The sequence below is a fragment of the Nisaea sp. genome (genome assembly GCF_034670185.1).
In the GTDB taxonomy this organism is placed as follows: Bacteria; Pseudomonadota; Alphaproteobacteria; order Thalassobaculales; family Thalassobaculaceae; genus Nisaea.
Window position 1 is genome coordinate 1,610,057 of sequence record NZ_JAXMNY010000001.1, and the last position, 23,155, is coordinate 1,633,211.

At 56.0% G+C, this 23,155-nt stretch carries 27 protein-coding genes; 8 read left to right on the forward strand and 19 right to left on the reverse strand.

Features of this window, described 5'->3' with window-relative positions; translation table 11 throughout:
• Positions 1–33 precede the first annotated feature (33 nt).
• The 8 genes from VOI22_RS07675 to VOI22_RS07710 form a co-directional block, all read right to left on the reverse strand.
• The gene (locus VOI22_RS07675; protein WP_323795934.1) at positions 34–744 is read right to left on the reverse strand and encodes an OmpA/MotB family protein; all 711 of its coding nucleotides are present in this window, start codon (positions 742–744) and stop codon (positions 34–36) included.
• 8 nt (positions 745–752) lie between these two features.
• A complete protein-coding gene (locus VOI22_RS07680; protein WP_323795935.1) occupies positions 753–1,397 on the reverse strand; it encodes a hypothetical protein in 645 nt (214 codons plus the stop codon).
• A gap of 3 nt (positions 1,398–1,400) precedes the next feature.
• Positions 1,401–1,871: a hypothetical protein gene (locus VOI22_RS07685; protein ID WP_323795936.1), complete on the reverse strand. Its 471-nt coding sequence runs from the start codon at positions 1,869–1,871 to the stop codon at positions 1,401–1,403.
• Between the two features lie 45 nt (positions 1,872–1,916).
• Positions 1,917–2,306 (reverse strand): response regulator, encoded by a 390-nt coding sequence (locus tag VOI22_RS07690; protein ID WP_028464636.1) that lies wholly within the window; start codon positions 2,304–2,306, stop codon positions 1,917–1,919.
• Positions 2,307–2,495: 189 nt separating this feature from the next.
• Positions 2,496–3,359, reverse strand: coding sequence for a hypothetical protein (locus VOI22_RS07695; protein WP_323795937.1), 864 nt, complete (start codon positions 3,357–3,359; stop codon positions 2,496–2,498).
• Entirely contained in the window at positions 3,359–3,808 is a 450-nt protein-coding gene (locus tag VOI22_RS07700; protein WP_323795938.1) for a DUF6468 domain-containing protein, read from the reverse strand. The genes VOI22_RS07695 and VOI22_RS07700 overlap by 1 nt, the downstream gene beginning before the upstream one ends.
• A gap of 86 nt (positions 3,809–3,894) precedes the next feature.
• Entirely contained in the window at positions 3,895–4,935 is a 1,041-nt protein-coding gene (gene fliM, locus VOI22_RS07705) for a flagellar motor switch protein FliM (RefSeq protein WP_028464634.1), read from the reverse strand.
• A 9-nt stretch (positions 4,936–4,944) separates the two neighbouring features.
• Entirely contained in the window at positions 4,945–5,484 is a 540-nt protein-coding gene (locus VOI22_RS07710) for a flagellar basal body-associated FliL family protein (protein WP_028464633.1), read from the reverse strand.
• A 449-nt stretch (positions 5,485–5,933) separates the two neighbouring features.
• Between VOI22_RS07710 and flgF the strand changes: the two genes are divergently transcribed.
• The 4 genes from flgF to flgH are packed head-to-tail and all read left to right on the forward strand — an operon-like array spanning position 5,934 to position 9,280.
• The gene (gene flgF / locus VOI22_RS07715; RefSeq protein WP_323795939.1) at positions 5,934–6,659 is read left to right on the forward strand and encodes a flagellar basal-body rod protein FlgF; all 726 of its coding nucleotides are present in this window, start codon (positions 5,934–5,936) and stop codon (positions 6,657–6,659) included.
• Between the two features lie 24 nt (positions 6,660–6,683).
• The gene (flgG, locus tag VOI22_RS07720; RefSeq protein ID WP_028464631.1) at positions 6,684–7,469 is read left to right on the forward strand and encodes a flagellar basal-body rod protein FlgG; all 786 of its coding nucleotides are present in this window, start codon (positions 6,684–6,686) and stop codon (positions 7,467–7,469) included.
• 34 nt (positions 7,470–7,503) lie between these two features.
• A complete protein-coding gene (gene flgA, locus VOI22_RS07725; RefSeq protein ID WP_323795940.1) occupies positions 7,504–8,490 on the forward strand; it encodes a flagellar basal body P-ring formation chaperone FlgA in 987 nt (328 codons plus the stop codon).
• Between the two features lie 25 nt (positions 8,491–8,515).
• A complete protein-coding gene (gene flgH, locus VOI22_RS07730; RefSeq protein WP_036553073.1) occupies positions 8,516–9,280 on the forward strand; it encodes a flagellar basal body L-ring protein FlgH in 765 nt (254 codons plus the stop codon).
• A gap of 152 nt (positions 9,281–9,432) precedes the next feature.
• Here flgH and dksA read toward each other — a convergent pair whose 3' ends face one another.
• On the reverse strand, positions 9,433–9,849 hold the full coding sequence (dksA, locus tag VOI22_RS07735; RefSeq protein WP_028464628.1) for an RNA polymerase-binding protein DksA: 417 nt from the start codon (positions 9,847–9,849) through the stop codon (positions 9,433–9,435).
• 176 nt (positions 9,850–10,025) lie between these two features.
• Entirely contained in the window at positions 10,026–10,448 is a 423-nt protein-coding gene (locus VOI22_RS07740; protein WP_323795941.1) for a flagellar assembly protein FliX, read from the reverse strand.
• 223 nt (positions 10,449–10,671) lie between these two features.
• On the opposite strand from VOI22_RS07740, the gene VOI22_RS07745 reads away from it, so the two are divergent.
• From VOI22_RS07745 to VOI22_RS07755, 3 genes are read left to right on the forward strand one after another with little or no spacing between them, the layout of a single operon-like run.
• A complete protein-coding gene (locus VOI22_RS07745; RefSeq protein ID WP_416366109.1) occupies positions 10,672–11,829 on the forward strand; it encodes a flagellar basal body P-ring protein FlgI in 1,158 nt (385 codons plus the stop codon).
• Between the two features lie 9 nt (positions 11,830–11,838).
• Entirely contained in the window at positions 11,839–12,177 is a 339-nt protein-coding gene (locus VOI22_RS07750; RefSeq protein WP_028464625.1) for a rod-binding protein, read from the forward strand.
• Position 12,178: 1 nt separating this feature from the next.
• On the forward strand, positions 12,179–12,625 hold the full coding sequence (locus tag VOI22_RS07755) for a hypothetical protein (protein WP_323795942.1): 447 nt from the start codon (positions 12,179–12,181) through the stop codon (positions 12,623–12,625).
• A gap of 54 nt (positions 12,626–12,679) precedes the next feature.
• Here the strand turns inward: VOI22_RS07755 and VOI22_RS07760 are convergent, their stop codons facing one another.
• The 4 genes from VOI22_RS07760 to flgK form a co-directional block, all read right to left on the reverse strand.
• Positions 12,680–13,609 (reverse strand): tetratricopeptide repeat protein, encoded by a 930-nt coding sequence (locus VOI22_RS07760; RefSeq protein WP_323795943.1) that lies wholly within the window; start codon positions 13,607–13,609, stop codon positions 12,680–12,682.
• 225 nt (positions 13,610–13,834) lie between these two features.
• The gene (locus VOI22_RS07765) at positions 13,835–14,224 is read right to left on the reverse strand and encodes a hypothetical protein (protein ID WP_323795944.1); all 390 of its coding nucleotides are present in this window, start codon (positions 14,222–14,224) and stop codon (positions 13,835–13,837) included.
• 176 nt (positions 14,225–14,400) lie between these two features.
• Positions 14,401–15,405 (reverse strand): flagellin, encoded by a 1,005-nt coding sequence (locus VOI22_RS07770; protein ID WP_323795945.1) that lies wholly within the window; start codon positions 15,403–15,405, stop codon positions 14,401–14,403.
• Positions 15,406–15,419: 14 nt separating this feature from the next.
• Positions 15,420–16,892, reverse strand: a complete 1,473-nt coding sequence (flgK, locus tag VOI22_RS07775; RefSeq protein ID WP_323795946.1) for a flagellar hook-associated protein FlgK — start codon at positions 16,890–16,892, stop codon at positions 15,420–15,422.
• Between the two features lie 132 nt (positions 16,893–17,024).
• On the opposite strand from flgK, the gene VOI22_RS07780 reads away from it, so the two are divergent.
• Entirely contained in the window at positions 17,025–18,764 is a 1,740-nt protein-coding gene (locus VOI22_RS07780) for a tetratricopeptide repeat protein (protein WP_323795947.1), read from the forward strand.
• 29 nt (positions 18,765–18,793) lie between these two features.
• On the opposite strand, the gene flaF (VOI22_RS07785) is transcribed toward VOI22_RS07780, so the two are convergent.
• The 5 genes from flaF (VOI22_RS07785) to VOI22_RS07805 form a co-directional block, all read right to left on the reverse strand.
• Positions 18,794–19,168 carry a flagellar biosynthesis regulator FlaF gene (gene flaF, locus VOI22_RS07785; protein WP_323795948.1) on the reverse strand — a complete coding sequence of 125 codons (375 nt, stop codon included), beginning with the start codon at positions 19,166–19,168 and terminating at the stop codon, positions 18,794–18,796.
• A 33-nt stretch (positions 19,169–19,201) separates the two neighbouring features.
• Complete coding sequence (locus tag VOI22_RS07790; protein ID WP_323795949.1) at positions 19,202–20,134, reverse strand: flagellin; 933 nt, start codon at positions 20,132–20,134, stop codon at positions 19,202–19,204.
• Between the two features lie 791 nt (positions 20,135–20,925).
• The gene (flaF, locus tag VOI22_RS07795; RefSeq protein WP_323795950.1) at positions 20,926–21,363 is read right to left on the reverse strand and encodes a flagellar biosynthesis regulator FlaF; all 438 of its coding nucleotides are present in this window, start codon (positions 21,361–21,363) and stop codon (positions 20,926–20,928) included.
• Positions 21,363–21,779 (reverse strand): flagellar biosynthesis repressor FlbT, encoded by a 417-nt coding sequence (locus tag VOI22_RS07800; RefSeq protein WP_028464615.1) that lies wholly within the window; start codon positions 21,777–21,779, stop codon positions 21,363–21,365. The genes flaF (VOI22_RS07795) and VOI22_RS07800 overlap by 1 nt, the downstream gene beginning before the upstream one ends.
• A gap of 217 nt (positions 21,780–21,996) precedes the next feature.
• Entirely contained in the window at positions 21,997–22,824 is an 828-nt protein-coding gene (locus VOI22_RS07805) for a flagellin (protein WP_323795951.1), read from the reverse strand.
• Between the last annotated feature and the right edge of the window lie 331 nt (positions 22,825–23,155).

Below are 23,155 nucleotides of genomic sequence, written 5' to 3' on the forward strand. Positions count from 1 at the left end.
GCCCTCGCTCCTCACATGTGAGCTGGCGCATGCTCATCGCCGGTCCCTCTCGTGATAAATCACGAGATCTACGCGCCGAGCCCTGCGATATCGATCTTCGAGCGGCAATGATCTGTCGATTTCTCCGAATTTCCCGTCAGCAGCACCTCTGACTTCAACCGGCTTACGATAACCGAAGCGCTGAAGCGTGTCGGCAACAGAGAGTGCCCGGGCAAGCGACAGGTCCCAGTTCGAGCGGAAAGATCCGGACGCCGATGTGAACGGCCGGGGATCCGTATGCCCCACAATGTCGATCCGGTTGTCGATCTGGGTCAAGGCAACGGCAAGATCGAAAAGCGCTTCCTCGCCGGAAGCCCGCATGGTTGCTGCCCCTGGCTGGAAAAACACGTCGCTTGCCATGGAGAGGACGAGCCGCCCGTTCTGCGCCGTAATCGTCGCGTTCTGCAGAATGGCATTGCGGGACATGGTCACTTCAAGAAGCCGTCGCAGATAGCCGAGATCGAAACCCCGCCCCGGATCCTCGGTCTCAACGCTTTCCGGCATCAGTGCTTCGCGTGATCGTTTTACCGACTCGGACGAGAACGTGGACCGAAGGGAGGCGGTGAAGGATTCCCATTGCGGCGCATCCGGCGAGGTCATGGAGAACAACAGCACGAAAAACGCGAGCAAAAGTGATACCAGATCGACAAAGGTCACCATCCAGGTGCCGCCCTGATTCCGCTCGCGACTCCCGCGCCGTGCCACCCTCCCTCTCATCGAGCTCCGTGCCCTTCAGCACCGAGATGGACGGCAATACGGACAGTATCAGGTCGTGGCAATTCGCGAAATCCGATGGAAACGTTTGCTCGGGGGGTCCCCGATGCGATCATGATCTCAGCCAGCCGGGCCGCTCTCTGTCGCGCCAGCAGCATTTCGTTCCCGGGTGCGGGAACGTTGAACCAGAACCGGATCTCGGCTCCATCGCGTGCCGTCTTTGACGCGAGAACAGCGGAGACGCGTTTTGAGAAATCGCGGAAATCAAAGATTGGATCGACCCGGTCACCCTCGAACAGGCGTCCGGATTGGAAATCTATGTAAAACGGGTTACCCGGCCGCTCCAGACGGATCTCGGTCTCGCTGAGCAGCGGATCGAACGCTTCGAGAAAATCGTCCCGCAGTCCTTTTTCGTCGGCTTTACCGGGTTCGCCTTCGAACACGCCCTCGCCAGTCCCGCCCCGCAGCACAGATGCAAAGCTCGAACGCACACTGTCGATGACGTGTTCGCTCTTGCCCGACTGACGGGTGGAGATTGAGTTGAGAAAAATGAAGAACGCGAGAAGGAGCAAAAACAGACTCAGAAACAGCGGCAAGCTGCCGAGCTGGCTTGCACCACGCGCCTTGTCTTCGCCTTGGGCCATAGACTACTTGTTGAGTTGGTCCATCAGCGCATCAATTTCTTCCTGGGTCTTCGCATCGGAAGGCAGCTGAGGACCGTTCAACAAACCCTCTTCTGAGAACGGTTCACTACCTGATTCTTCTACATTTTCCGGGTGTTTGTCACGATTTCTTTTCGCCTCGGATGAAGCGCCGCCGTGACCGTGCCCCGTATGGGCCATTACAGCCTCGACCCGATCCGCAACACCGTCGAGGGTCTTGTGGATCCGGCCCACTCTCTGGCCGGTTAAATCCTGGAAACCGCAAGCCTCGAAAATCTCGATAATTGCTTCGCCAACGGCCTCGGAAACCGCTTCCGGCATGCCTTCCCGCAACTCGTCGATCTTCTCGACGGCCGTCAGGATTCGCTCGGCTGCCTCTTCGGCAACCGAGGCCATTGCGTCAAGTTCCCGCGCTGCTTCCGGTAACAGATCCTCGCGGATTCCGTTCTCAGTCATAGACAACTACCCCGCGCTGTAACCGGCCCAAGAGAGCAACAGCTATCAGAAAGCTCCGATAACCGCGGTCATCTTCGTCTTCAGCGTCTCTGCGTTGAACGGCTTCACAATGTAATTGTTCACACCGGCCTGCTTTGCAGCCACAACGTTCTCAGTCTTGCTCTCGGCAGTAACCATGATGAACGGCGTGCTTTTCAGTTTGGAGTCTGCCCGTACTTCCTTGAGCAGCTGGAGCCCTGTCATCGGCTCCATATTCCAGTCGGAAATCACAAGACCGTATTCGTCGCCGCGACGCAGCATCTGCAAGGCAGCACTGCCATCGCTCGCTTCGTCTACATTGTTGAAACCAAGCTGCTTAAGAAGGTTCCGAATAATACGCAACATTGTCTTGTAATCATCGACAATGAGAACCCTCATGCCCTTGTCGACAGCCATCGGCACCTCTCCATTTTCATACAGGGCCGGATCCAGTCCGGCTTTCAATTAACCAACGCCCAGACACTAACAGCGATCCTATTAAAAGGTCGTTAATGCCTGATATACCGATGGAATACTGCGAATAGCAGGTCCCCGGCAAGCAAAGTCTAGCTATGCGTTCTCGAGCGCACAATGCGCGGGATAAAATCAGTTGGTATTGGGGATGGTCCGCCGCTCGGCGATTCGCGAAGTCACTTCCTTCGCTTTTTGCGGGCGCATATTAGCGAGTACGGATGCGGACTTTGATGCCTTCATCCGGTCGAAAACCCGCAGCAGAATGCTCATGTCCAGCTCATCGAAGATCCGCGCGGCATCCTTAGGCTTCATTTTCTCGTAAATCTGCACGAGGCTCTTGATCTCTTTTTCTTCCTGCTCATCGTAGGTCTTGATAAGCCCTTCGATTTCCGTCCGGACCTTCTGAAGCTCGACAATCTTCTTGTCGATTCTGTCTTCAGCGGCCGTCAGCAGGCCCTCTTTCTGGATAACGGTCTGCTCCCGGGCATCCAGCTCCTTGCGCCGCTTCGACAGATCCTGCAGCAGCTCAATTTCCGAGCGCGTGAAGAGCACGGGATCGAGTGGTTTGTCTCCATCGTTGCTATTCGCAGGCTCAGTTGCCTGCGCCAGCTGCTGTGGCTCAGCGGCACTCCCCGCTTGTCTTGACGTCGGAGCCGGGCTGTCCGCCTCGGCGAAGGCAGCAACGCTGACCGGCGATTTCCCGTTCTCCAAAACATCCCAGATGCCGACAACCTTGACCCCCATGAGGAACATGGAAACAACAACCACGACGGGGAGAACACGGATAAAAGCGCCTGAGCGCTTGCTCTGCTTGCGCGGGATACCCGCCTGACGATGATCCCCTGCAGCTGGCGATTTCTTCCCCGCCGCACGCCGAACGGGTGCTTTGCCTTTAACGGCTTGTCCACCCTGAACACGCGCGGCATTCGGCGTCGCCGTCTGCCCGGCATCTTCCGGCTTTACCGTGGCTTTCCGTCCCTGCCTGTCATATGCCATCAGCGTGCGTTCCTCAGTGCTTTCAGCAACTCTTCCTCGGCTTCCGAACGTGGGGACCCGGCATCATCGGCTGGCGCCGCCCGCCCGGCCCTTGCCTGCTCCTGCGATCGTCCGGCTTCCTGCGCACGGCGGGCAGCCGGAGCAGGACGCTTCGATCCCGGCTTTCTGACCGGGTCGGGCTTTGCCGCAGCAACCTGACCCTGAGCTTCCTTCGAAACGATTTTGGTGCCTTCACTCGCAGTTGCAAGGCGCCCAGCCACGATATCGGCACGCTCGACCAGGAAAGCAAGCTCATCGCGCAGCGCTTCAGCCTTGGACGCGGCTTCCCTGAAGACCGCCTTGCCGTTCTCCCCTGCATTGCGCAGGCCCGCAGTTGCAGATTCCGCCCGCGCGCATGCGACGTTCAGTTTATCGACAAAAACTTCCATCTCATCGTGATTGCCGCGCAAACGGTGTAGACGATGGTCGCCAGCAAAAGTACGACCAGAAGGCCATCAAGGATCAGGGGCAGCATCGTTTCTGACATGCGGTCCGCCTACATCTTTCGCAGCTTCTGCTTGATCTTCACCGCGATGTTGCCGTTGCGCTGCCCCATCCCGCCGATAAAGAGCGGGACCTCGCCGCATCGCATGTCGATCGTCGATTTCGGGCTGGCGTTCAGCTGCAGCTTCGTGCCCGGCTTCCAGTTCAAGACATCGTTCAGCGACAGGACAACTTGGTCCAGCACCGCTTCAAGCTCAATATCCGTTGCCCAAAGCTCGTTCGCCAAGTGAGTTTCCCAGATGGAGTCACGGCCGAATTTCTCGCCCATGAACATCTGCAGCAGCAGCTCACGGACCGGCTCCAGTGTGGCGTAGGGAAGCATCAATTCAAGACGCCCGCCACGATCTTCCATATCGATACGGAGCCGCGCCAGCACTGCCGCGTTCGCAGGCCGCGCAATGGTGGCAAATCGCGGGTTCGTTTCCAGACGATCGAAGCGGAATGTCACCGGGCTCAACGGGTCGAACGCAGCGGACAGATCGCTCAACACGACCGTGACCATGCGTTCCACCAGATTACGTTCGATCGTGGTGTAGGGACGGCCTTCAATACGCATGGCCGCCGTGCCCCGGCGACCACCGAGAAGAACGTCGACGATGGAATAGATCAACGCCGAATCGACAACGAGCAGCCCGTAGTTATCCCATTCCTCCGCCTTGAACACGCTCAACATCGCCGGTAGCGGGATAGAGTTCAGATAATCGCCGAAACGGATGGAGGTGATGTTGTCGAGTGAGACCTCGACGTTGTCGGACGTAAAGTTACGCAGGCTTGTCGACATCATCCGGACGAGGCGGTCAAACACGACCTCGAGCATCGGAAGGCGTTCGTATGAGACGAGAGCCGAATTGACGATGGCCTGGATACCCGAGGTATCGCCATCACCGCCGGCACCCTCGTCAAATCCAAGCAGAGAGTCGATTTCGTCCTGGTTTAGAACCCGGGCGCCAGTACCACTGCCGCCACCAACATCATCGTCCTCGTCGTCTTCACCCATCGCCTCCCATTCGGCGGCGAGATCATCATCGGCCATGCGAATTCCTCACTGAACCAGCATTTCCTTAAATAGTACATCTTTCACCCGCGCCGGGCGAACAGCCAGGTTCACACGGCGGAGCAGTTCCTCACGCAGACGATACATGCCAGCAGACCCTTGCAGGTCGTCCACGCGGAGTTCACGTAAATATACCTGAAAGTTGTCAACGATACGCGGCAAGTTCTGATTAACGACATCCACATCGGCTGGATCGCTGACTTCCAACGCGATTTTAATCTTCAGGAATGCCGTTTTGCGGCTGTTCGTATTCAAATTGACGATAAGGTCGGGAACTTCGAAGAAGATTGCCTGGGCAGAGGTTTTTTCTTCCACCACCTCCTGAGGCTCCGCGCCTGCCGCGACTTCGGGAGGAGGCTCCTCGCCGCCCAGCATACCAAGCATGATCGCCGCGCCCGCGCCGGCCCCAACCAGAAGCAACAGGGGCAGCAACACGAACAGGATGATTTTTTTGGGGCTTAGCTTTCGGCTGGCTTCTTCCTCACCCGCTTCACCGCTGTCCTCAACGACTTCGCCTTCCTCGGCCATGCGTTCCGTCCTGTTCCAAGCCCATTAAAACAGCCAGCACCTGGCTGAATATAGCAAAGCGTAACCAGCCCGACCCGATCGGGGCGCGATCCAAACAGTGCATGCAGCCCCAAGCATCGGGAAACCCAGACGCACCTAAAGAGTAAAGCATATAACGCACCAATTCTCCATATTTATCATAAACTTCGCGAAATGAGCGCACCCAGTCTCTAAAGACGCGCGTATCGGAGACTTGAGGTCCATTCAAGCAAGGCCCGGATCAGCTCCGGAACACCGCCCGGCAAAAGCTTCCATCTCGGCGCGACTTGCCGAGCGACGCGATCCAGAGCCGTCGGCCTCATATTTAACCTGTTGATTTTCCCTGACTTAATAACTGGCACGAAACCTGCTTATTCCTCGGCAACGGCCGTAGAACGCGGCGATTTGGACACTGGTTGGGAATTATCGTCATGGAAAATGCGATCTATATCGGGCTCTCCCGGCAATCCGCCCTCCGGCGCGAACTGTCTTTGGTCGCCAATAACATCGCGAACTCAAGCACAACCGCCTTCAAGCGGGAAATCGCTCTCTACTCGCCTTATGAAACTGACACCAAGATGGACGAGAAGCTGGACTTCGTGATCGACCACGGAACCATCGTCATCCATCAGCCCGGCACACTTCAGCCGACGCAGAACACGTTCGATGTCGCCATAGAAGGCCCAGGGTTCTTCACGGTCGATAACGGCCGGGAGCAAATGTACACCCGGAACGGTAACTTCAAGCTCAGCCCGGACAACCAGCTGATAACCGGCAACGGTGAGCTGGTCATGGATACGGACGACAACCCGATTTTCATCCCGCAGGACGGTCGCAAGATTGAGATTTCGCCGGATGGCACCATCAGCGCCGGGCCGGAAGTGCTCGGAATTCTGAAAGTCGTCGAATTCGACGACCTGCCGCGCATGCAGAAGCGCGGCGGCAGCACCTTCGAGACGACCGAACAACCCCGCCCCCCCGAGCGCTCCAAGATGCTCCAGGGTCACCTCGAGACTTCTAATGTCTCCGCCATCTCGGAACTGACCAGACTGATCGACATTCAGCGCAGCTATGAAAGCGTGAAGAACATGCTGGATCAGGAAGCCGAAAGACTTCGCACCTCGGTCCGTAAACTCGGCACCGCCACAGCCGCTTAATTTGCCGGAAGAAGGAAGAAAACCATGCAGTCACTAAACATCGCCTCCACCGGCATGCTGGCTCAGCAGACCAACGTCGAGGTTATTTCGAACAACATCGCCAACATGAACACCACCGCCTTCAAGAGGCACCGGGCCCAGTTCCAGGATCTGCTGTATCAAGATCTGCGGCGGGTAGGCTCCAACTCCTCTGATGCGGGCACGATTGTTCCCTCAGGCATCCAGCTCGGTGTCGGTGTCCGCACGGCAGCGACCTATCGTGTGAACGAGCAGGGATCGCTGATCCTCACCGACAACCAGTTCGATCTGGCGATCCGCGGCAACGGCTACTTTCAGGTCCAGCTTCCGGACGGCGAAACGGCTTATACCCGTGACGGCTCCTTCCAGGTGAGCCAGACGGGCGAGCTGGTGACCGCAGATGGCTACACCGTCCAGCCGGGTATCACTGTTCCCGCCGGCGCAGTCGGCGTGACCATCAACCAGTCCGGCCAGGTTCTGGTGAAGCTGGACGGCCAGACGGCAGAATCAAATGTCGGCCAAATCCAGCTGGCGACCTTCCAGAACGATGCCGGTCTCGAACATGCCGGTAACAACCTGCTTCTCGAAACCGAAGCTTCCGGCGCGCCGAGCACGGCCAACCCGGAAACGGACGGCTTCGGCGGCCTTTTCCAGGGCTACATCGAATCCTCGAACGTGGATCCGGTGCAGGAAATCACCGACCTGATCACGGCCCAGCGCGCCTACGAGTTGAATTCGAAGGTCATCGAGACCTCGGATCAGATGATGGCCACGGTCAATCAGGTTCGCTAACGCGGCCTGACCCCGGAAACCAGGGAGTAACGACATGACACGCAAAATGCTGAAGCCACTGAAGCTCATCACGGCCGCCGCGCTCTTCGGGATTGCCCTCGGCATCCCGCAGACGGCGACAGCGAGCGAGACCAAGGGCGTGCCGCTCTTTGCAAATGAGACCGTCATGCTCGACCGGGACACGCTGATGCTGAGCGATCTTTTCTTAGGCCTGCCGGCCGGAAAGGACGCCCGCGTCGGCGATGCCCCGCCCCCTGGTGAAAACATGGTGGTCCGCCTGCGCACGCTGCAAAAACTGGCTTCCATCCACGACCTGGACTGGACACCTCCGCACAATCGGATCCGTGTCGCCGTCCAGCGCGAAGGTCGCGCAGTACCGCTGCAGTTGATCCGGGAGGCCATCGCAGAACGGCTGCAACGGGACTATGTTGCCGACAACATCGATGTCGAGCTGACCAACCGTCGGCTGACAATGATGATCCCGGCAGATATGCCGCCGGAAATCTCGGTCGACACCATCGACTACAACAGCCAGAACCGGCGCTTCGCAGCTTCGGTCTCCGTGCCGATCGGTAACGGCAAGAGTGTCCGCGCCCAGGCACAGGGTGAAGTATATCCGGTTATCGAGGTTCCGGTGCTGAGCCGGCATGCCGCGCCCGGCGAGACGATCCATGCCAGCGACATCGTCTGGACGGAAATGCGTGCCCGCCGCAGCAGCTACAACACGGTAACTTCTGCCGACCAGCTTGTCGGCATGAGCGCCCGCCGGCCGATTACCGCCGGCCGCGTGATCCGGCGAACCGATGTGAAGCCGATTGAGCTGATCCACAAGGGCGATCTGGTGACCCTTATCTTCAAAACATCCTTCATGACACTGACACTTCGCGGTCAGGCTCTCGAGAGCGGCGCACGCAAGGACACGATCCGCGTGAAGAACCTTTCCAGCGGCAAGACAGTTGTCGGTTCGGTCACCCAATCCGGCATCGTCTCCGTCGCCGGCCCGCGTCTTGCGATGAACTAGGCACTCCTTTCAAGGAACCGGAACAATGAAAAACAAGTCCCTCCCCGCTCTGCTCTCCCGCATCACCGCGGTTGCCCTGATCGGAATGTCCGTCAGCGCCTGCAATCTCTTCCAGCGCCTTGCCGACATCGGCAAAACGCCGGAGCTCTCGGAGATCCAGAACCCGACCCAGGCGGAAAACTACAGGCCGGTCTCGATGCCGATGCCGGCACCGGTCACCGCGACCCGGCAGGCCAATTCTCTATGGGTGGAAGGCTCCCGCGCCTTCTTCGAGGATCAGCGCGCCAGCCAGGTCGGCGACATCATCACCGTTGTCGTTGAAATCGCAGACGACGCCGCAATCGACAACCGCACCCGGCACGACCGCACCCATACCGACGGCCTCAATGTAAACGGCCTGTTCGGAGCGCAATCCCTGCTGAGCGATGTCTTCGCCGAGGGAACGACGGGCGCCGGCCTTGTGGATCTGAATTCATCCCTAGCCAATGACGGCCGCGGCCGGATCGACCGGAACGAGACCATCAACCTGCGTGTCGCCGCCGTGGTGACGCAGCAGCTGCCGAACGGCAATATGGTTCTCTTCGGGCGCCAGGAAGTTCGGGTGAATATGGAAGTTCGCGAGATCGTCGTCGGCGGCGTGATCCGCGCGGCGGACATCACTTCCGAGAATACCGTCAGCTATGACGAGATGGCAGAAGCCCGCATTGCCTATGGAGGCCGCGGCCAGATCTCCGACCTGCAGCAGCAGCGCTACGGTGCTCAGGCTCTCGAAATCCTGATGCCCTTCTGATCCCCTCATGATCCAACAACTCCGGGCGGTAAGATTTACCGCCCGGCTTTGTTCTGGCCGCATGCGGCCCTCATCGCGATGATTTCATCCAGACTCAAAAAGGCCGCTCCCTGAGGAACGGCCTTTTCTTTATTCATTTAGATATATCAGGGTCAGTCGTCGCGGTGTGTCCGCTCAAGGCGCTCATGCCTCTCCTGAGCTTCGAGGCTCAAGGTCGCGATCGGCCGAGCTTGAAGACGCCGCAAGCCGATCGGCTCATCCGTCTCCTCACAATACCCGTAACTGCCGTCCTCGATCCGATGCAGCGCCGCATCGATTTTGCTGATCAGCTTGCGCTCGCGATCACGGGTCCGCAGTTCGATCTGCTGGTCAGTTTCCAGAGAGGCACGATCAGCCATATCCGGTTTCTGCAGATTTTCCTGGGTCAAGTGGCTCAGCGTCTCGTTCGCTTCATGCAGAAGCTCAGCACGCCACTTAAGCAGCTTCTGGCGGAAATATTCCTGCTGCTTTGAATTCATAAAATCTTCGTCTTCCGACGGCGAATAGTCGGGCGGCAAAGTGACGCTCATCCCGGTCCTCCAAGACAAAGGCCAATGAAAGGCAAGATTCCTGCCCTTTTCGAGCGGCCGGAGTATATGTCCGGGGCCCACTCGGTTTCAACCCTCTGATTGCAGATGGAACGCATCACTTTTCATGCGCACAAATAATTGAAATTAAATAACAATTTTAAAACCAAACCTGAAACTCACAAAAAAGTGCCCAGTTTTGCGAGTTCGACCCGTGCCCGAAGCTCGATTTCATCCAGAATTTCACCCAGCCGGGGATCGGTAAATTTCCGCTCACGCGTTGTCGTGATACTGGTCGCAAGAGCCCGCAATTCGGATTCGGGGATGGCTCCCATAAGAAGGCCGTCGCGAATCCGTTCCAGCCGGACCAACAGATCTTCTCCGCGCTCAGCCCCCTGCTTTCCCCGACCGCGTCCATCCGGGTTTGTTTCCTGAACGGCCAGCAGCCCATCGACCGACATGGCGGGGCCGGAACCCTGCGCGGACGTACTTTCCTGAGCTCCGTCGAGAAGACCGGAAAATTGTGTCCCTCCTGCGCTGCCCGACTTTGAGGTTTTTCGGGTGGCGGGGGTACTGACACGGCGTGATGGATCTATTTTCATAGTGCAAATCCTACCTATTCCGGAGTCATACACTATCGGCAAGACACCTTCATAGCGAATAAAGCCTTACGATTTTCAGCCTATTCAACGTCTGGAAAGCTCAGGAATGGAGGTGACTGAAGCCCCTGATCATACTGACGGAATAACTGGCATGGTATTCGCATAACCTTCATCGACTGGGGTCAGAGAGACGACTCCAAGAGAACACGAGGAACCGATAGAGATGCGGCCGCAAGAAAACAAACAGACCCGCTCATCGCTTTTTACAAGCTCGATCCTTGGCCTTCTGGCCATGGCCGCGCTGATGATCGCCGCGCCGACGCAGCACGCGTATGGCCAGACTCGCATCAAAGACATCGTCGATTTCGAAGGCGTCCGGGAAAACATCCTCGTCGGCTATGGCCTCGTGGTTGGCCTGAACGGCACCGGCGATGCACTCGATAGCGCGATCTTCACCCGGGAAAGTCTGGTCGGCATGCTGGAGCGGCTCGGCGTCAATGCCCGCGACGACAACCTCGATACCGCCAATGTCGCTGCCGTAATGGTAACGGCCACCCTTCCCCCCTTCTCAAAACAGGGTAGCCGCATTGACGTCTCCATTTCCGCCATTGGCGATGCCGAGGACCTGTTGGGTGGCACCTTGCTGGTGACCCCGCTGGTCGGCGCAGATGGAGAGGTCTATGCCGTGGCCCAGGGTCCCGTGGCAACCGGGGCAATTTCTGCCGCAGGTGACGGGCAGAGCGTTATCCAGGGCGTCCCTACCAATGGCCGGATCGCCAACGGAGCAATCATCGAACGGGAAATCGCGTTCTCTATGGCATCCATGGAGACCGTTACCATCGCCCTGAAAAACCCCGACTTCACCACGGCGCGGCGGATCTCCCAGGCGATCAACGCCTTTATCGGCTTGCCGATCTCACAGGCAAACGACCTCGCCTCGGTTCGGATGATCGTTCCTGAGAATTACCGTGGCAATGCCGTCGGCCTGATCACGGACGTCGAGCAGCTTCGAGTGACCCCGGACATTGCCGCCAAGGTGGTGATCAACGAGACCACGGGCATCATCGTGATGGGCGAGAATGTCCGAATCAGCACGGTCGCTATCGCCCAGGGCAACCTGACGATCCGGATCACGGAAACGCCGCAGGTATCGCAACCCCAGCCGTTCGCGCAGACCGGTGAAACCGTTACCGTCCCGCGGACCCAGATCGAGATCGATCAGGATGAGGACAAGCAGCTCTCCGTACTCGCCCAAAGCGTGACGCTCCAGGAATTGGTAGACGGGCTGAATGCACTCGGTATTGGGCCACGCGATCTGATCTCTATCCTGCAAGCCATCAAGGCTGCAGGCGCCCTGCAAGCCGAAATCGAAGTTCTTTAAGGGAGCCGAATGATGCAGACCACATCCCTCACCGACTCCGCCGCCGCCAGCGCCCAGGCGCAGAGCGCCCGCACAACCGCAGCAGTGCAGAAACTTCAGGCAGCTGGCAGTGACAAGACGGAAATCCGACAGGCGGCCGAGGAGTTCGAAGGCATCTTCATCAGCCAGATGCTCGGCCACATGTTCAAGGGAATGGAAAGCAACCCGATGTTCGGCGGTGGCCAGGCCGAGAACATCTACCGCGATCTGCTGGTCGATGAGTATGGCAAGCAAATGGCCGGCACTGGCGGCATCGGACTTGCCGATAACATCGAACGCCAGTTGATCTCGTTGCAGGAGGTACGTTGAGATGCCTGATTATTCCATCGTCGAGGCATTCCGCGAGAGCATGATTGGGCTGATGAAGCTCTTGAATGAAGAAACCGCGTTGTTGAAAAAACGCGAATTCAAGACGCTGGACAAGCTCCAGGCCCGAAAGCGCCAGCTGTCCGTCGCCTTCGACAAACACCAGACAGAGGTGCGTGCGAACCCGGAAGTGCTGGATGATGTGCCCGATGACGACCGGGCAGAGTTGCGGGAACTTTATCAGCGCTTCCGTTGTACTCTGTCGGACAACATGCTGGCGCTGCGCTCCAGCCACGATGCTGCAGAACGGGTTGTGTCACTGATCATGGAATCGGTACGCAAGCAGCGCGGGATCGATGCCGATGCGCCAACTTTTGGGAAGACCCGCACAGGCTACGCAGCCTACGCGCCCCTGGCCCAACCGATGGTAGCCGTCAGCAAAAGCCTCTAATAGAAGAGCGCTCGCAGGCCGCGCTTATCAGATTCCTGTAAACCGGACGAGCCGTCAGGAAAGGGCAGACGCCCTATCCTCGGCATCTTTTGCCGCTTCCTCGTTTCCAGCCTTGCCATGAAGACGCGCGAGCAACTCAAAACTTGCCGCATTGCCGGCATCTAGCGCAACCGCCCGTTCAGCTGCAACGATGGCATCGTCGTCGTTCCCGAGAGATTCAAACAACAATGCCATTTCAGTGAAACTGTCGCTTTCGGCAGGTGCCTGGGCGAACGCCGCCTCCAGTTCAGTAACTGCTTCGTCGCGCTTGCCCAGACGTTTAAGCAGAACGGATAAACGGCACCGCGTCCCTAGATCTTCCGGTACACGCTCCTTGACCGAAACGTAGCAGCGCTCCGCGATATCAAGTTCATCAAGCTCCATCATGACGTTACCGAGCGTAACCATCGCTTCGATATTCTCATTGTCGGCATTGATCGCCTGATGCAGGAACTCGCCGGCACTCGGCAGGTCATCCCGATCAATCTCAAGAACACCGCGCCAGGTCAAAAGCCGACTATTGTCCGGGTCATGAGAAAGACCGTTTTCGATCACGGCAATCGCATCTCCGATTTTTTGCTCCGCCCGGTAAACCAGAGCAAGAGACAGAAACGCCTCACTGATTTCGGGATCCTTGGCAATCGCCTTCTTCAACAGCTCGGTTGCGGTCTCTAAATGACCCCGGTGCAATTCAAGAGTGCCTGCATGACAAAGATAGCGGCCCGATTCAGGGTCAAGCTCTATGGCAGAGCTGAAGAAATCCGCGGCAGCATCAAGCTCATCGCACTGCATGCAGAGCAAACCGGCAAGATCCAGAGCCTTGTGATTTTGCGGATCCCGTTCGAGGATCTCAATATAGATGTTGCGCGCCTCAACGACCTCGTCGGCTTCATGATGGCTGATACCGCGCTTCAGCAGCTCATTGATCGCGTCTTCGTCACTCACGCTGGAACCCTCCATCGGAATACCCAAATCAATTCTATCAATTCGTAACATAGTTGGATCTATAGGGGAATTTTAGGAACCTCCCCTTACGCCAATTACTCAGCATCTATCCAGAAAATTGCGGCCCTGACATAAAACAAGGGCGCCGGACCCATGGCCCTCGCCCTTTAATTCCTGACCCGCACAAGATTCATAGCAGCACTCACTCAATGCCGCCGCCCCGACTCAGATCAGAACGTCAACTTCCTGATCCGCTACAGCATTTGCAGACGACTCGCCACTTCCCACAGCACCAGAAATGGATTCCTCGCTGGCGCCACGAGTCTTCTCCGAAGCCTCGACAGGTTCCGGCACAAGACCAGCGCTTTTTTGAAGTTCACGAACGACCCGCTCTGCCGGAAACTGTTTCGTCACTTCGCCAGAGCGGCTGTCACGAAGCTCAAAAATCACAGCCAAGGCCTCCGGGTCGAATCGAATGACCGGACTCAAGTAAAAATCGGAAGATGATTTTTTTGGGACGCTGGCAGAATCAGAAATCGCCGCCTGCAGCGATGGCGGTGAGACGGATTTCGCAACAGGTTGCGTGGCGGTCACCCCCGAGAGGATTTCGACCATGACCATCTCCATTCTGGAGTAAAGTAACCTACCTTTTATCGGCAACTGGGAATGTATATAACACCCCACAAAAAGAATGTCGAGTCATTCACCTTTAATTATTCAATTTTAGGGAAATGCACAGGCAAAATTAAACCCATATATTCCAACTAGTTCAAGGCGAAATTGAGTCCAATCTAAATGTAATTAGCGAGCGAGAGCTGCCGCAGCGATGCGGTTGTCTGATAGGCTGCCTGGAGCTGCCCCTGAAGCAGCTGAAACTCCGCTGCGGCTTCAAAAGGATCAACATTTTCAACGCCATCAAGCTGGTTCGATAGCAGTGTGTTGTCGTCTTTATGCTGCGCTTCGATATCCGTCATTCGCGCCTGGGTCGTACCAACTGACGCAACCATCAGTCCGATCTCATCGGCCGCCGCCTCAACCCGTGTCAAACCGTCGTCAACCAAGGCACGAAAGTCGGCATCGAGACCGGCGGCGAAATTAACATCCGCAAAGATAGAGAATACCTCGAAGAGCTCCTCGAAGGTTGAATTGTCATTAGCCAGCTCGCCAAACTCAAGACGCACACCTTCCGCCGCATCAAATGCAAACGGCTTTGTCTGGCCTGGTACAATCCCGGCAACATTGTTCCAGTTTGCGTCGGTTCCGAAGTTAGTAGCCGACGCGGCGATCACTGCCGCAGAGTTGCCAACGGCGAGCGCAGGAATAGCGGCATAAGCGGCTGTTTTAAGAGTTGCGGCATCATCCACAGGCGCCGTCGAAACATCCGTTCCGTTGAAGAGATATCGCCCCTCGGATTGAGTGTTCAGAAGGCTTACAAGCTGGTCAATGGCGGAATCCGCAAACTGCTTCAACACCGGAGCCGTATCGTCGAACTTGCCCTCCTGCTGGTTGATAAGCTCAACCCGCATTTGCTCGGCAAGATCCTGTATACCGTTCAGTGCCGCTTCCATGATCTTGGTCCGCGTTCGCACCTGCTCAATGGTGTTAACGTAAGCCTCTTTAGTCTGAATTTCCTCACGCAATTGAATTGAGACACGCGCATCGTCGCCTCTCAGACCACTGTAAATCTGTGAGATCTTGCCGGTTGAAACCTGCTCCTGCGCACGTGAAAACTGGTTCTGAAGGTTCAGAACGGTATTCTGTGCCCGTAGTGACATTGTCAGGGTGGCGACACGCATTGTCTCACTCCTTCCTAACGTATAATGTTAACGAGTTCGTCAAGCGACTGCTGGACAGTCTGCAAGACACGCGCAGAGGCCGCAAAAGCGGCCTCAAGCTCGATAAGTTTGGCGAGCTCTTCATCCGTATTGACCCCGCTCTCGTCCCGATATGTCTGTATCAGAGTGTCGCGGAAGTTGGTTTCGAATGTCAGCTGGCTTTCAAAGGTCGCATGCTGGTTAGCCTGAAAACCAACCATCTCAGCGGCAAAACCTTCGATGCTGTTATTGGCGGTCAGACCGAAGCCGGCAACGAAAGTTTGCGTATTCTGGAACACATCGAGCATGGCATTCGCGACACGATGGTCACCGGAGCCGATGGCAACATATGTGTTCGCTCCGTTCCCGGTATCGCCGGTAACGAGAAATGAAGGCGTGCCGGTCACCAGGGCATTAACCTGGATAACTTCCGCGAAGCCCTGCTCGTTACCGAGAGCGTCAACCGGAACCGCGCCACCGCCATCAACGAACAGGTTAACCACCGCAGTCGTGCCGTTGATCGTGAATGTATCCAGATCGTTCGCCAGCTCGTGCGCTAGTGTATCCAGCTGATCCTGGGCTTCGACCAACAGCGTATCGCGTACCCGAAGAAGTCCGGCGAGTTCACCGTCCTTACCGGATATCTCGGAAGAGATGTCCGGGTTCGTAGCAATGCCAGGGAGGCCGTCCTCCAGCCGCAAGGGCTGGCCAACCGTAGTCGCCGTGAAAATAGACGTTTCTACGAAAGTCAGCGGGAACTTTGTATCATCGAGCATCAGCCGGCTGTCGCCGGTCAGAATGGTCAGCTCGCCGTTCGAACGCTCGATCACGTTGATGTTCATATATTGCGATAATTCTTCAACGAACTGATCGCGGCTATCCTCAAGATCGGCTGTGGTCAGACCCTGTACTTTGCGCGTCGCAATAGAATCGTTGAGCGTTTCGATATTCGTCAGTGCCGTGTTCACCAGATCCACTGTGTCCGCGATCTGCCGATCTGCTTCTTTCCGAAGGTTGCTGATGGTCTGCGAGAGCTGCTGGAATTCGGCCGCTACGCTTTCCGCGGCACGCAGGACTTCAGCCTGGTTCGCTCCAAGCTCCGGAGCAATCGACAGGGCCTGAAGTTTTTCCTTCAGATCAGTAATCTTAGAGGAGATAGAGTCGTCGTCGCCTGGACGACCGAAAGACTCGACCATACGCTCAAGAAAACTATCTAGAACAGTCAGCTCGGAAACGGTTGCTTGCTGGGAGCGAATATCTTTCTGCAAGCCTTCATTTACCGTACGCACCACCACGCCGAGATCAACACCCTGCGCCTGACCACCGATGATCCGGGTCTGGAGCTCCTGCGATTTCCGCGTATATGTCTCGTTCGCGGCATTCGCCACGTTTTGGGACACTACATCGATTCGAGCCTGAGCTGCCGACAGACCGGATGTTGCCGCAATAAGAGCGCTGTTAATTGACATGGTGGCTATCACCTCCGAAGTCTCATAGGCAAAGTGCCTCGAAAGCATGAAAGCAAGAACCGGGCCAGCTTCAATTTCAGGACGCGAACAGAAAGACTTTCCGATATACCGTCGTTAGTGCAGCATCGTCGAATGTCGACTCTTTCCCGAGCTGCTGCGATCCAGATCCTCCAGAACGCCCTCGCGATACATAATGCGGGCCGGATTGGAGAGGCCGTGCCCCTCTATGAAGCCGCAGCCCCTCAATTACAGGATCTGAGCCACTTCTGGCATTTTTACGGGCTGGCTCTTTTTCAGTCGGGCGCCACTGAAAAAGCTATCGATTGCTTTCGCCGTTCGCTCTTGCTTGCCCCAGGCGACGCCAACTGCATCAATCGGTTTGCTTGCGTCTTCCTGTCCAGCGATGATCCAGACGACGCGTGGGCACAGTTACGACACGCATTGGTCATCGCGCCCGATCATCCGGAGGCCTGGCGGAATATCGCCGAAGCGGAGCGGCTCCGCGGCGATGCTTCCAACGCACGTATATCGCTCGAAAAAGCAATGGCTCTGCGTCCCGAGGAAGCAAGTTGGAAGATGTCTTACGCTGCGGTGCTCAACGATCTGGAGCTGCCGGAGGAAGCGTTGTCAGCCTTGCAGTCCTTCGCCAAATCTTCGGCGCCAACTCCGGAATACTATTTCCAGGAAGCCCGGGCTTTCTTCGACGCCTTCAAGGCAAGCAGGGCAATTATTTCCTACCGCAAATCCTTGCTCATGACCCCGGGAGCGCCGCAGGCGCTGAACAACCTGCAACTGCTTGAACGAAGAGTCGGCCGTATGCAGGACGGCGTGAAAAGCGCCACGCGCGCGTGCGTGCTGGAGCCAGGGAATACGGGCTTACAACACGGTCTGACAGACGCCTTGCTGAGTGCCGGCGAAATCGCACGTGGGCAGGCCCGCAATTTCTGGCGCCATTTGAAGCCGGAAATCCTGATCATCCGCCAAGGGTTGCCTGAAGAATGGGACGGTGAGCCATGCAGGGACGGGCAAAGCTTATTGATCTGCCACGAGCAGGGCATCGGAGACGAGATCCGCTTTGCCTCCTGCATCCCGGATATACAAAAACGCTTCGGCGGCCCTGTCATTCTGGAATCTGACAAACGCCTGACAGCGCTCTTCGCGCGCTCTTTTCCAGGCCTGACGGTCGTCGAGAAAGTCCAGCGCTCGGACACCGATCCGCCGACAGCCCTATACCAACCGCTTGTCCAAGAACATGGCATTGGTCGGTACATGATGCTCGCCGACTTGCAATCCGTTGTCCGCCCGTCTGTCGAAGCTTTTCCCGATCAAGCCGGATATCTCGCACCGGACGCCACTGAAACGGCGCATTGGAAAGACCGTTTTCGCGCAACCGGAAGCGGGCCTGCTGTCGGCATAAGCTGGCGCAGCGGTATGCGCAGGGCCGGAGCCCGGCACAATTACCCAGAGCTGAAAGATATCGTTCCGTTGCTGGAAGTGGCTGAGTTCCTGCCCGTCTGCCTTCAGTATGACGCTTCAGGCTCTGAAACAGAGGCCATCCAGGCCACTTCCGGCCGGCAATTGTATATCCCGCCGGGGATCGACCAGAGAGAGGAGCTGGACAGGGTGGCGGCAATGATTGCCGCCCTAGATCTGGTTATATCGCCTAACACATCCGTACTGATGATGGCGGGTGCGGTGGGGACACCGTCGATCGGACTTCATTCCCAGTGCGGCGCCATTTTCTTCGGTGCCGAGAGGGACCCTTGGTTTCCTGGGGAATGCAGCCTCGTAAAAACAGGCGACCGCTCTTGGCCAGCTCTGATAGATGAGGCAATCCCACACCTGATCCGGATGCTGTCAAGCAGCGGCTAGCGGAGTTTTACTGGCACGGGAATGATCCGTTAACTGGCCTCAGCAAGTCGGAACTGGTCCTGAAGCCCTTCCATGATCTGACGGTTCACGTTGATCATCGCGTTCAATTCGGCCTTACCCTCGATAACAAGATCGGTTTCCAGGGCAACCCAGCGGGCGAGTTGCATCAAACTGTTCTTGAGCTGATCCGGCAATGTGTTTCCCGGTTCGGACAGATCGCAGAGAAAAGCGTCCCAGACCTTCCCGTTCCACAGAGCCGCATTCAACTTGTCCTGTAGCGTGGCCGTATCTTCCTGCGCCTTGCGCAAGGCGCTCGTCACCTGCCCGAGCAAGCGATACTCGATCTGCTGAGGGCTCTCTGTCTTGGTTTGAACTTTCGAATATGCGGCATAGCCCCGGCGCATTTTACGATCCTCCAAGAACTATAGATCCGCTACTTACTGGAACAGACCCAAGAGGACCTGCGGCGCGTTGTTGGCCACACTGAGAACCTGGATGCCGAGCTGCTGTCGCACCTGCAAAGCGGTAAGCTGCGCAGACTCACGGGCAAGATCGGCATCAACGATGTTTCCGAGCCCCTCTTCCGTCGCATCGCTGACCTCGGTCAGAAATTCTGTCTGGAAATTCAATGCCCTTGTATCGGCACCAAGCTGACCGAGCGCAATGTTGATCGTCGATTCCAGATTTGAATACTGAAACGTCAAAACGCTCTGGGCATTGGTTGCAGTGGTCAGCGTAGCTCCGCCAAGCGAGTTGATGTCAGTCAGCAGGTTTCGGGCCCGCAGAGTAATCGTGTCGTTGTTCAGGTTCGACAGCGTATTCACCGCTGTTGAAGTATCGAGGACATTCACCCCGTTAAACACAGCATTAGCTACAAAGTTGCGCGCCTGGGAAAGCAACTCGTTGAAGTCATCCTGCAAGATACTGCGCTGCTGCGTCGTAATACCTTCGTTCGAAAGTTCCGTCAGCTTCTGCCGGACATCCGCGAGCAAATCCGAAATAGAGGTTGTACCAGCGAGAGCGACCTGGGCGATTCCCTTGGTATTGTTCAACCCCTGCTGAATTGCACTTAAGGCTCGCAAGTCTCCCCGAATCCCCTGCGCAATGGCAAAGTTCGAGGCATCATCCTCGGCTCCAGTCACCTTCAGACCAGTCGAGACCCGGTCCTGTGTCTGCGCCAAGAGGGAGTTGGTGCGCTCGAGATTACGTAGAGCGACCAAAGCCTCCGGGTTCGTCAGAATTGAATTGCTAACCATTACCAGTGTTCCTTCTCTCTTCGCGTCGCCTCCGCCCTTCAGCTCCCAGTCCATTTCTTGGACATGGTCTTTTTTGCCGGGCTGTAACAGCGACGAACCACTGTCTTGGCCCATCTGACGCAATAGTCGGGCCAACCAGAGAGGGGCATCTAATTATCTGATATTTAATGATTTTTTATTAAACAAGGTAACTTACAACCTGTACTCAGCCGCATAGTAGGCGTCGGATCGGCATTTTTTGCAGCTGCATCCGGACACTATTTACCGTGACTGGAAACCTTGAGGGTCCTCGGCAATGCTTTTGCCGCTCTGGACAAAGATACATTCATGTCGAAACGTTCAATATTTCAGGCCATCGGATGACAGGATCCAAGTATGGCATCATAAGCGTCACTTAAAAGGAGATGGCTCCGCCCGAGCTGGATAGTCGGGGTGCCGATTGAGGCCGTTAACGGGGAGATGGCGGTATCCACGAAAACGCCTGCACCCTAGACGATCCAGTTCGTTTTTCTGATCAATACCTTCAGGATCATAAATGACACAGCCAGGGAGTTCCCGCACTGCATCCAATTCACCAGGCTGAAGATTCTAGATAAGGCTTACCTAGTTTGCCGTGCGCGTGCCGAGCGCCCTTACCATATCCACCACACAACCATAAAGCTGATTGCGTAAGCCTCCCAATCCGGGCCCGGTTGGGAAGGCAAAGGTCAAAGAAATCAAGTTCTGTGAGGGATCCGGAAATAGAGAGCACAGTTCACGAAGCTCGGATTCCATCTCGGAAAAAACGTCTGTTCGATGAGCACTGAAAGGCTTTTCAAGCAGCTTTGAAAGAAACGGCGCTCGTTGTCCGGCCCTATGACCGTTCCAAGTCTATCGTTTACGACGGTAGTCCGTAACGGCTTGGTTTACGCTTGGTCCAGAATAGAACCCACAGTACCGGACGGTTTGAGCGTCGTCTGGTTTTCGGTCGACTGGGACGGCTTGAGGCCCTTCATAATGTCTCTATTCACGGCAACGAGAGAATCAAGATCCCCCTCACCTTCCAGAGCTATTGCGGTCTCTTTTGTTACCCATATACCGAGACTGACAATTGCGGCGCGCAGGTCCCGGGGCAACTGGTTACCAGCCGTGCCGCAGTCTTCGACGAATACATCCCATACCTGCTTGTTCCAGTTCAGCGCGGTAGCGACCTGGGCCATCTTGGTTGGATCATTGGCCGCCCCTTTTTTATTCTCAACGGCTTTGATCAATTCAGCTGTAACTTGCGCCAGAAGGCGATACTCGGTATCGCGCGACGTCGCAGTTTGCGTGATTGTTTTTTTATAGGCGTCAATGCCGGACATTAATTACTCCCAGCCACTTCTGGCGCGCCAATCTTGAAAATTTCAGCCTCATAAGCAATGAGGGCTTTACAGGTTTTCAAAGCTCTGTAGAAGCGCTTTTCGTTCACATCCTGAACCAGATTCAAAAGCGTCATCCGCACTTCTTTGAACGTTGTCGCTTCTAAAAAGCTCTCAACCAATTCAAGGAACATGCCACGATATTGATCGGGGTCATCGTGATCCAGATACATTAACAAAATGGTAAAGTAGATCCGTTTTGCCGGCGAGGTTGCATCCTCTTCCTGCATGATGTCTTTGCCGAGAAGGATAGTCGCCTCGTTCTGGAGCACCAGAGACGCTCCTTTTTTGCCGGCCACCATAACCGCGCCGTTAACGACAAACTTTTCACCCGGCTTCACATTGATTTTTAAAGGCATTCTACAGAACCTGCGCAACCGACTTGATTACATATCCATAACACTAAATCAGCAAATCGGAAAATGCGCTTCCTCACACCGTTAAGGATATCGATGAGGATCAACGAGATGTCTTGGATGAAATGAGTAAATAAATGGCTGTGGATATAAGGGAATTCCGGACAAAAAAAATCGGGGGAATTTCTTCCCCCGATTTCCAAGTAGGTTTGGTCCGCGATTAACGGAACAGGCCAAGCAAAGACTGCGGGCGCTGGTTTGCGATCCCGAGAGTCTGCGTGGACAGCTGCTGCTGCACCTGCAAAGAGGTGAGTCGGGCAGATTCGCGTGCCAGATCGGCATCGACCAAGTTGCCGAGACCTTCGTCGGTTGCGTCACGAATTTCCTCAAGGAACTGCGTCTGCAGATTGAGGGCACGAACTTCGGCACCAAGAGAGCCAAGCGCCGTGTTCACGACGGATTCCAGATTTGCATACTGGTTCGCGATAACACTCTGGGCGTTGGTAGCTGAAGCCAGCGTGGCGCCAGCAAGGCTACCGACCTGGGTATTAACCGCACTCTGCGACGTCAGTGACAGTGTACCGCCAGCCAAGTTCGAGAGCGTATTGATGTTGGTTGCACCGGACTCGATCAGGTTCACGCCATTGAAGGATGCATTGGCGATGAAGTTACCAGCCTGCGAAACCAGCTCGTTAAAATCGGCCGACAGAATATTACGCTGCGCAGTGGTGATACCTTCGTTAGCCAACTCCGTCAGCTTGCCGCGAATATCGGTAAGGAGATTGGAAATACCAGTTACACCGGCAATCGCAACGTTACCGATACCCTTGGCACTATTCAAACCCTGGGTAACCGCATCAATGCCACTCAACTCAGCCCGGATACCCTGCGCGATAGCAAAAGTAGAGGCGTTGTCGAGAGCACCCGCGACCTTCAGGCCCGTGGAAACACGGTTCTGTGTGGTATCAAGATTACGGTTGATAGAATTCAGGGTACGAAGCGCCGTGAATGCGGACGGATTCGTCAGGATAGAGTTTTGAACAGCCATTTTGGCCTCCTCTTTCTAAGGACAGCGGAATTTTTTCCGCAGTAATTAGGGGCAAGCCCCAGAGCAAAACCCGCTTCTTTGAGCGGATACTTCATATTAACACACAAAGAAGTTGCTAAAAGATTAATCTCAGTAAGGGATTCGGAAAAGCCAGAGAGAACTTCTGGTTGCATGAAATTAGAACATTGAAATATTTAGAAATTCACGCCGAATTCTAGGAATTTCAAACTGTGAGATTTCTCTCACCAGGCAGCCCAAATAAGAGCCGACCTTGCGATTGGAAACGCGGACACAAAAAAGGGCGGCCGAAGCCGCCCTTTCGCAGAAATGT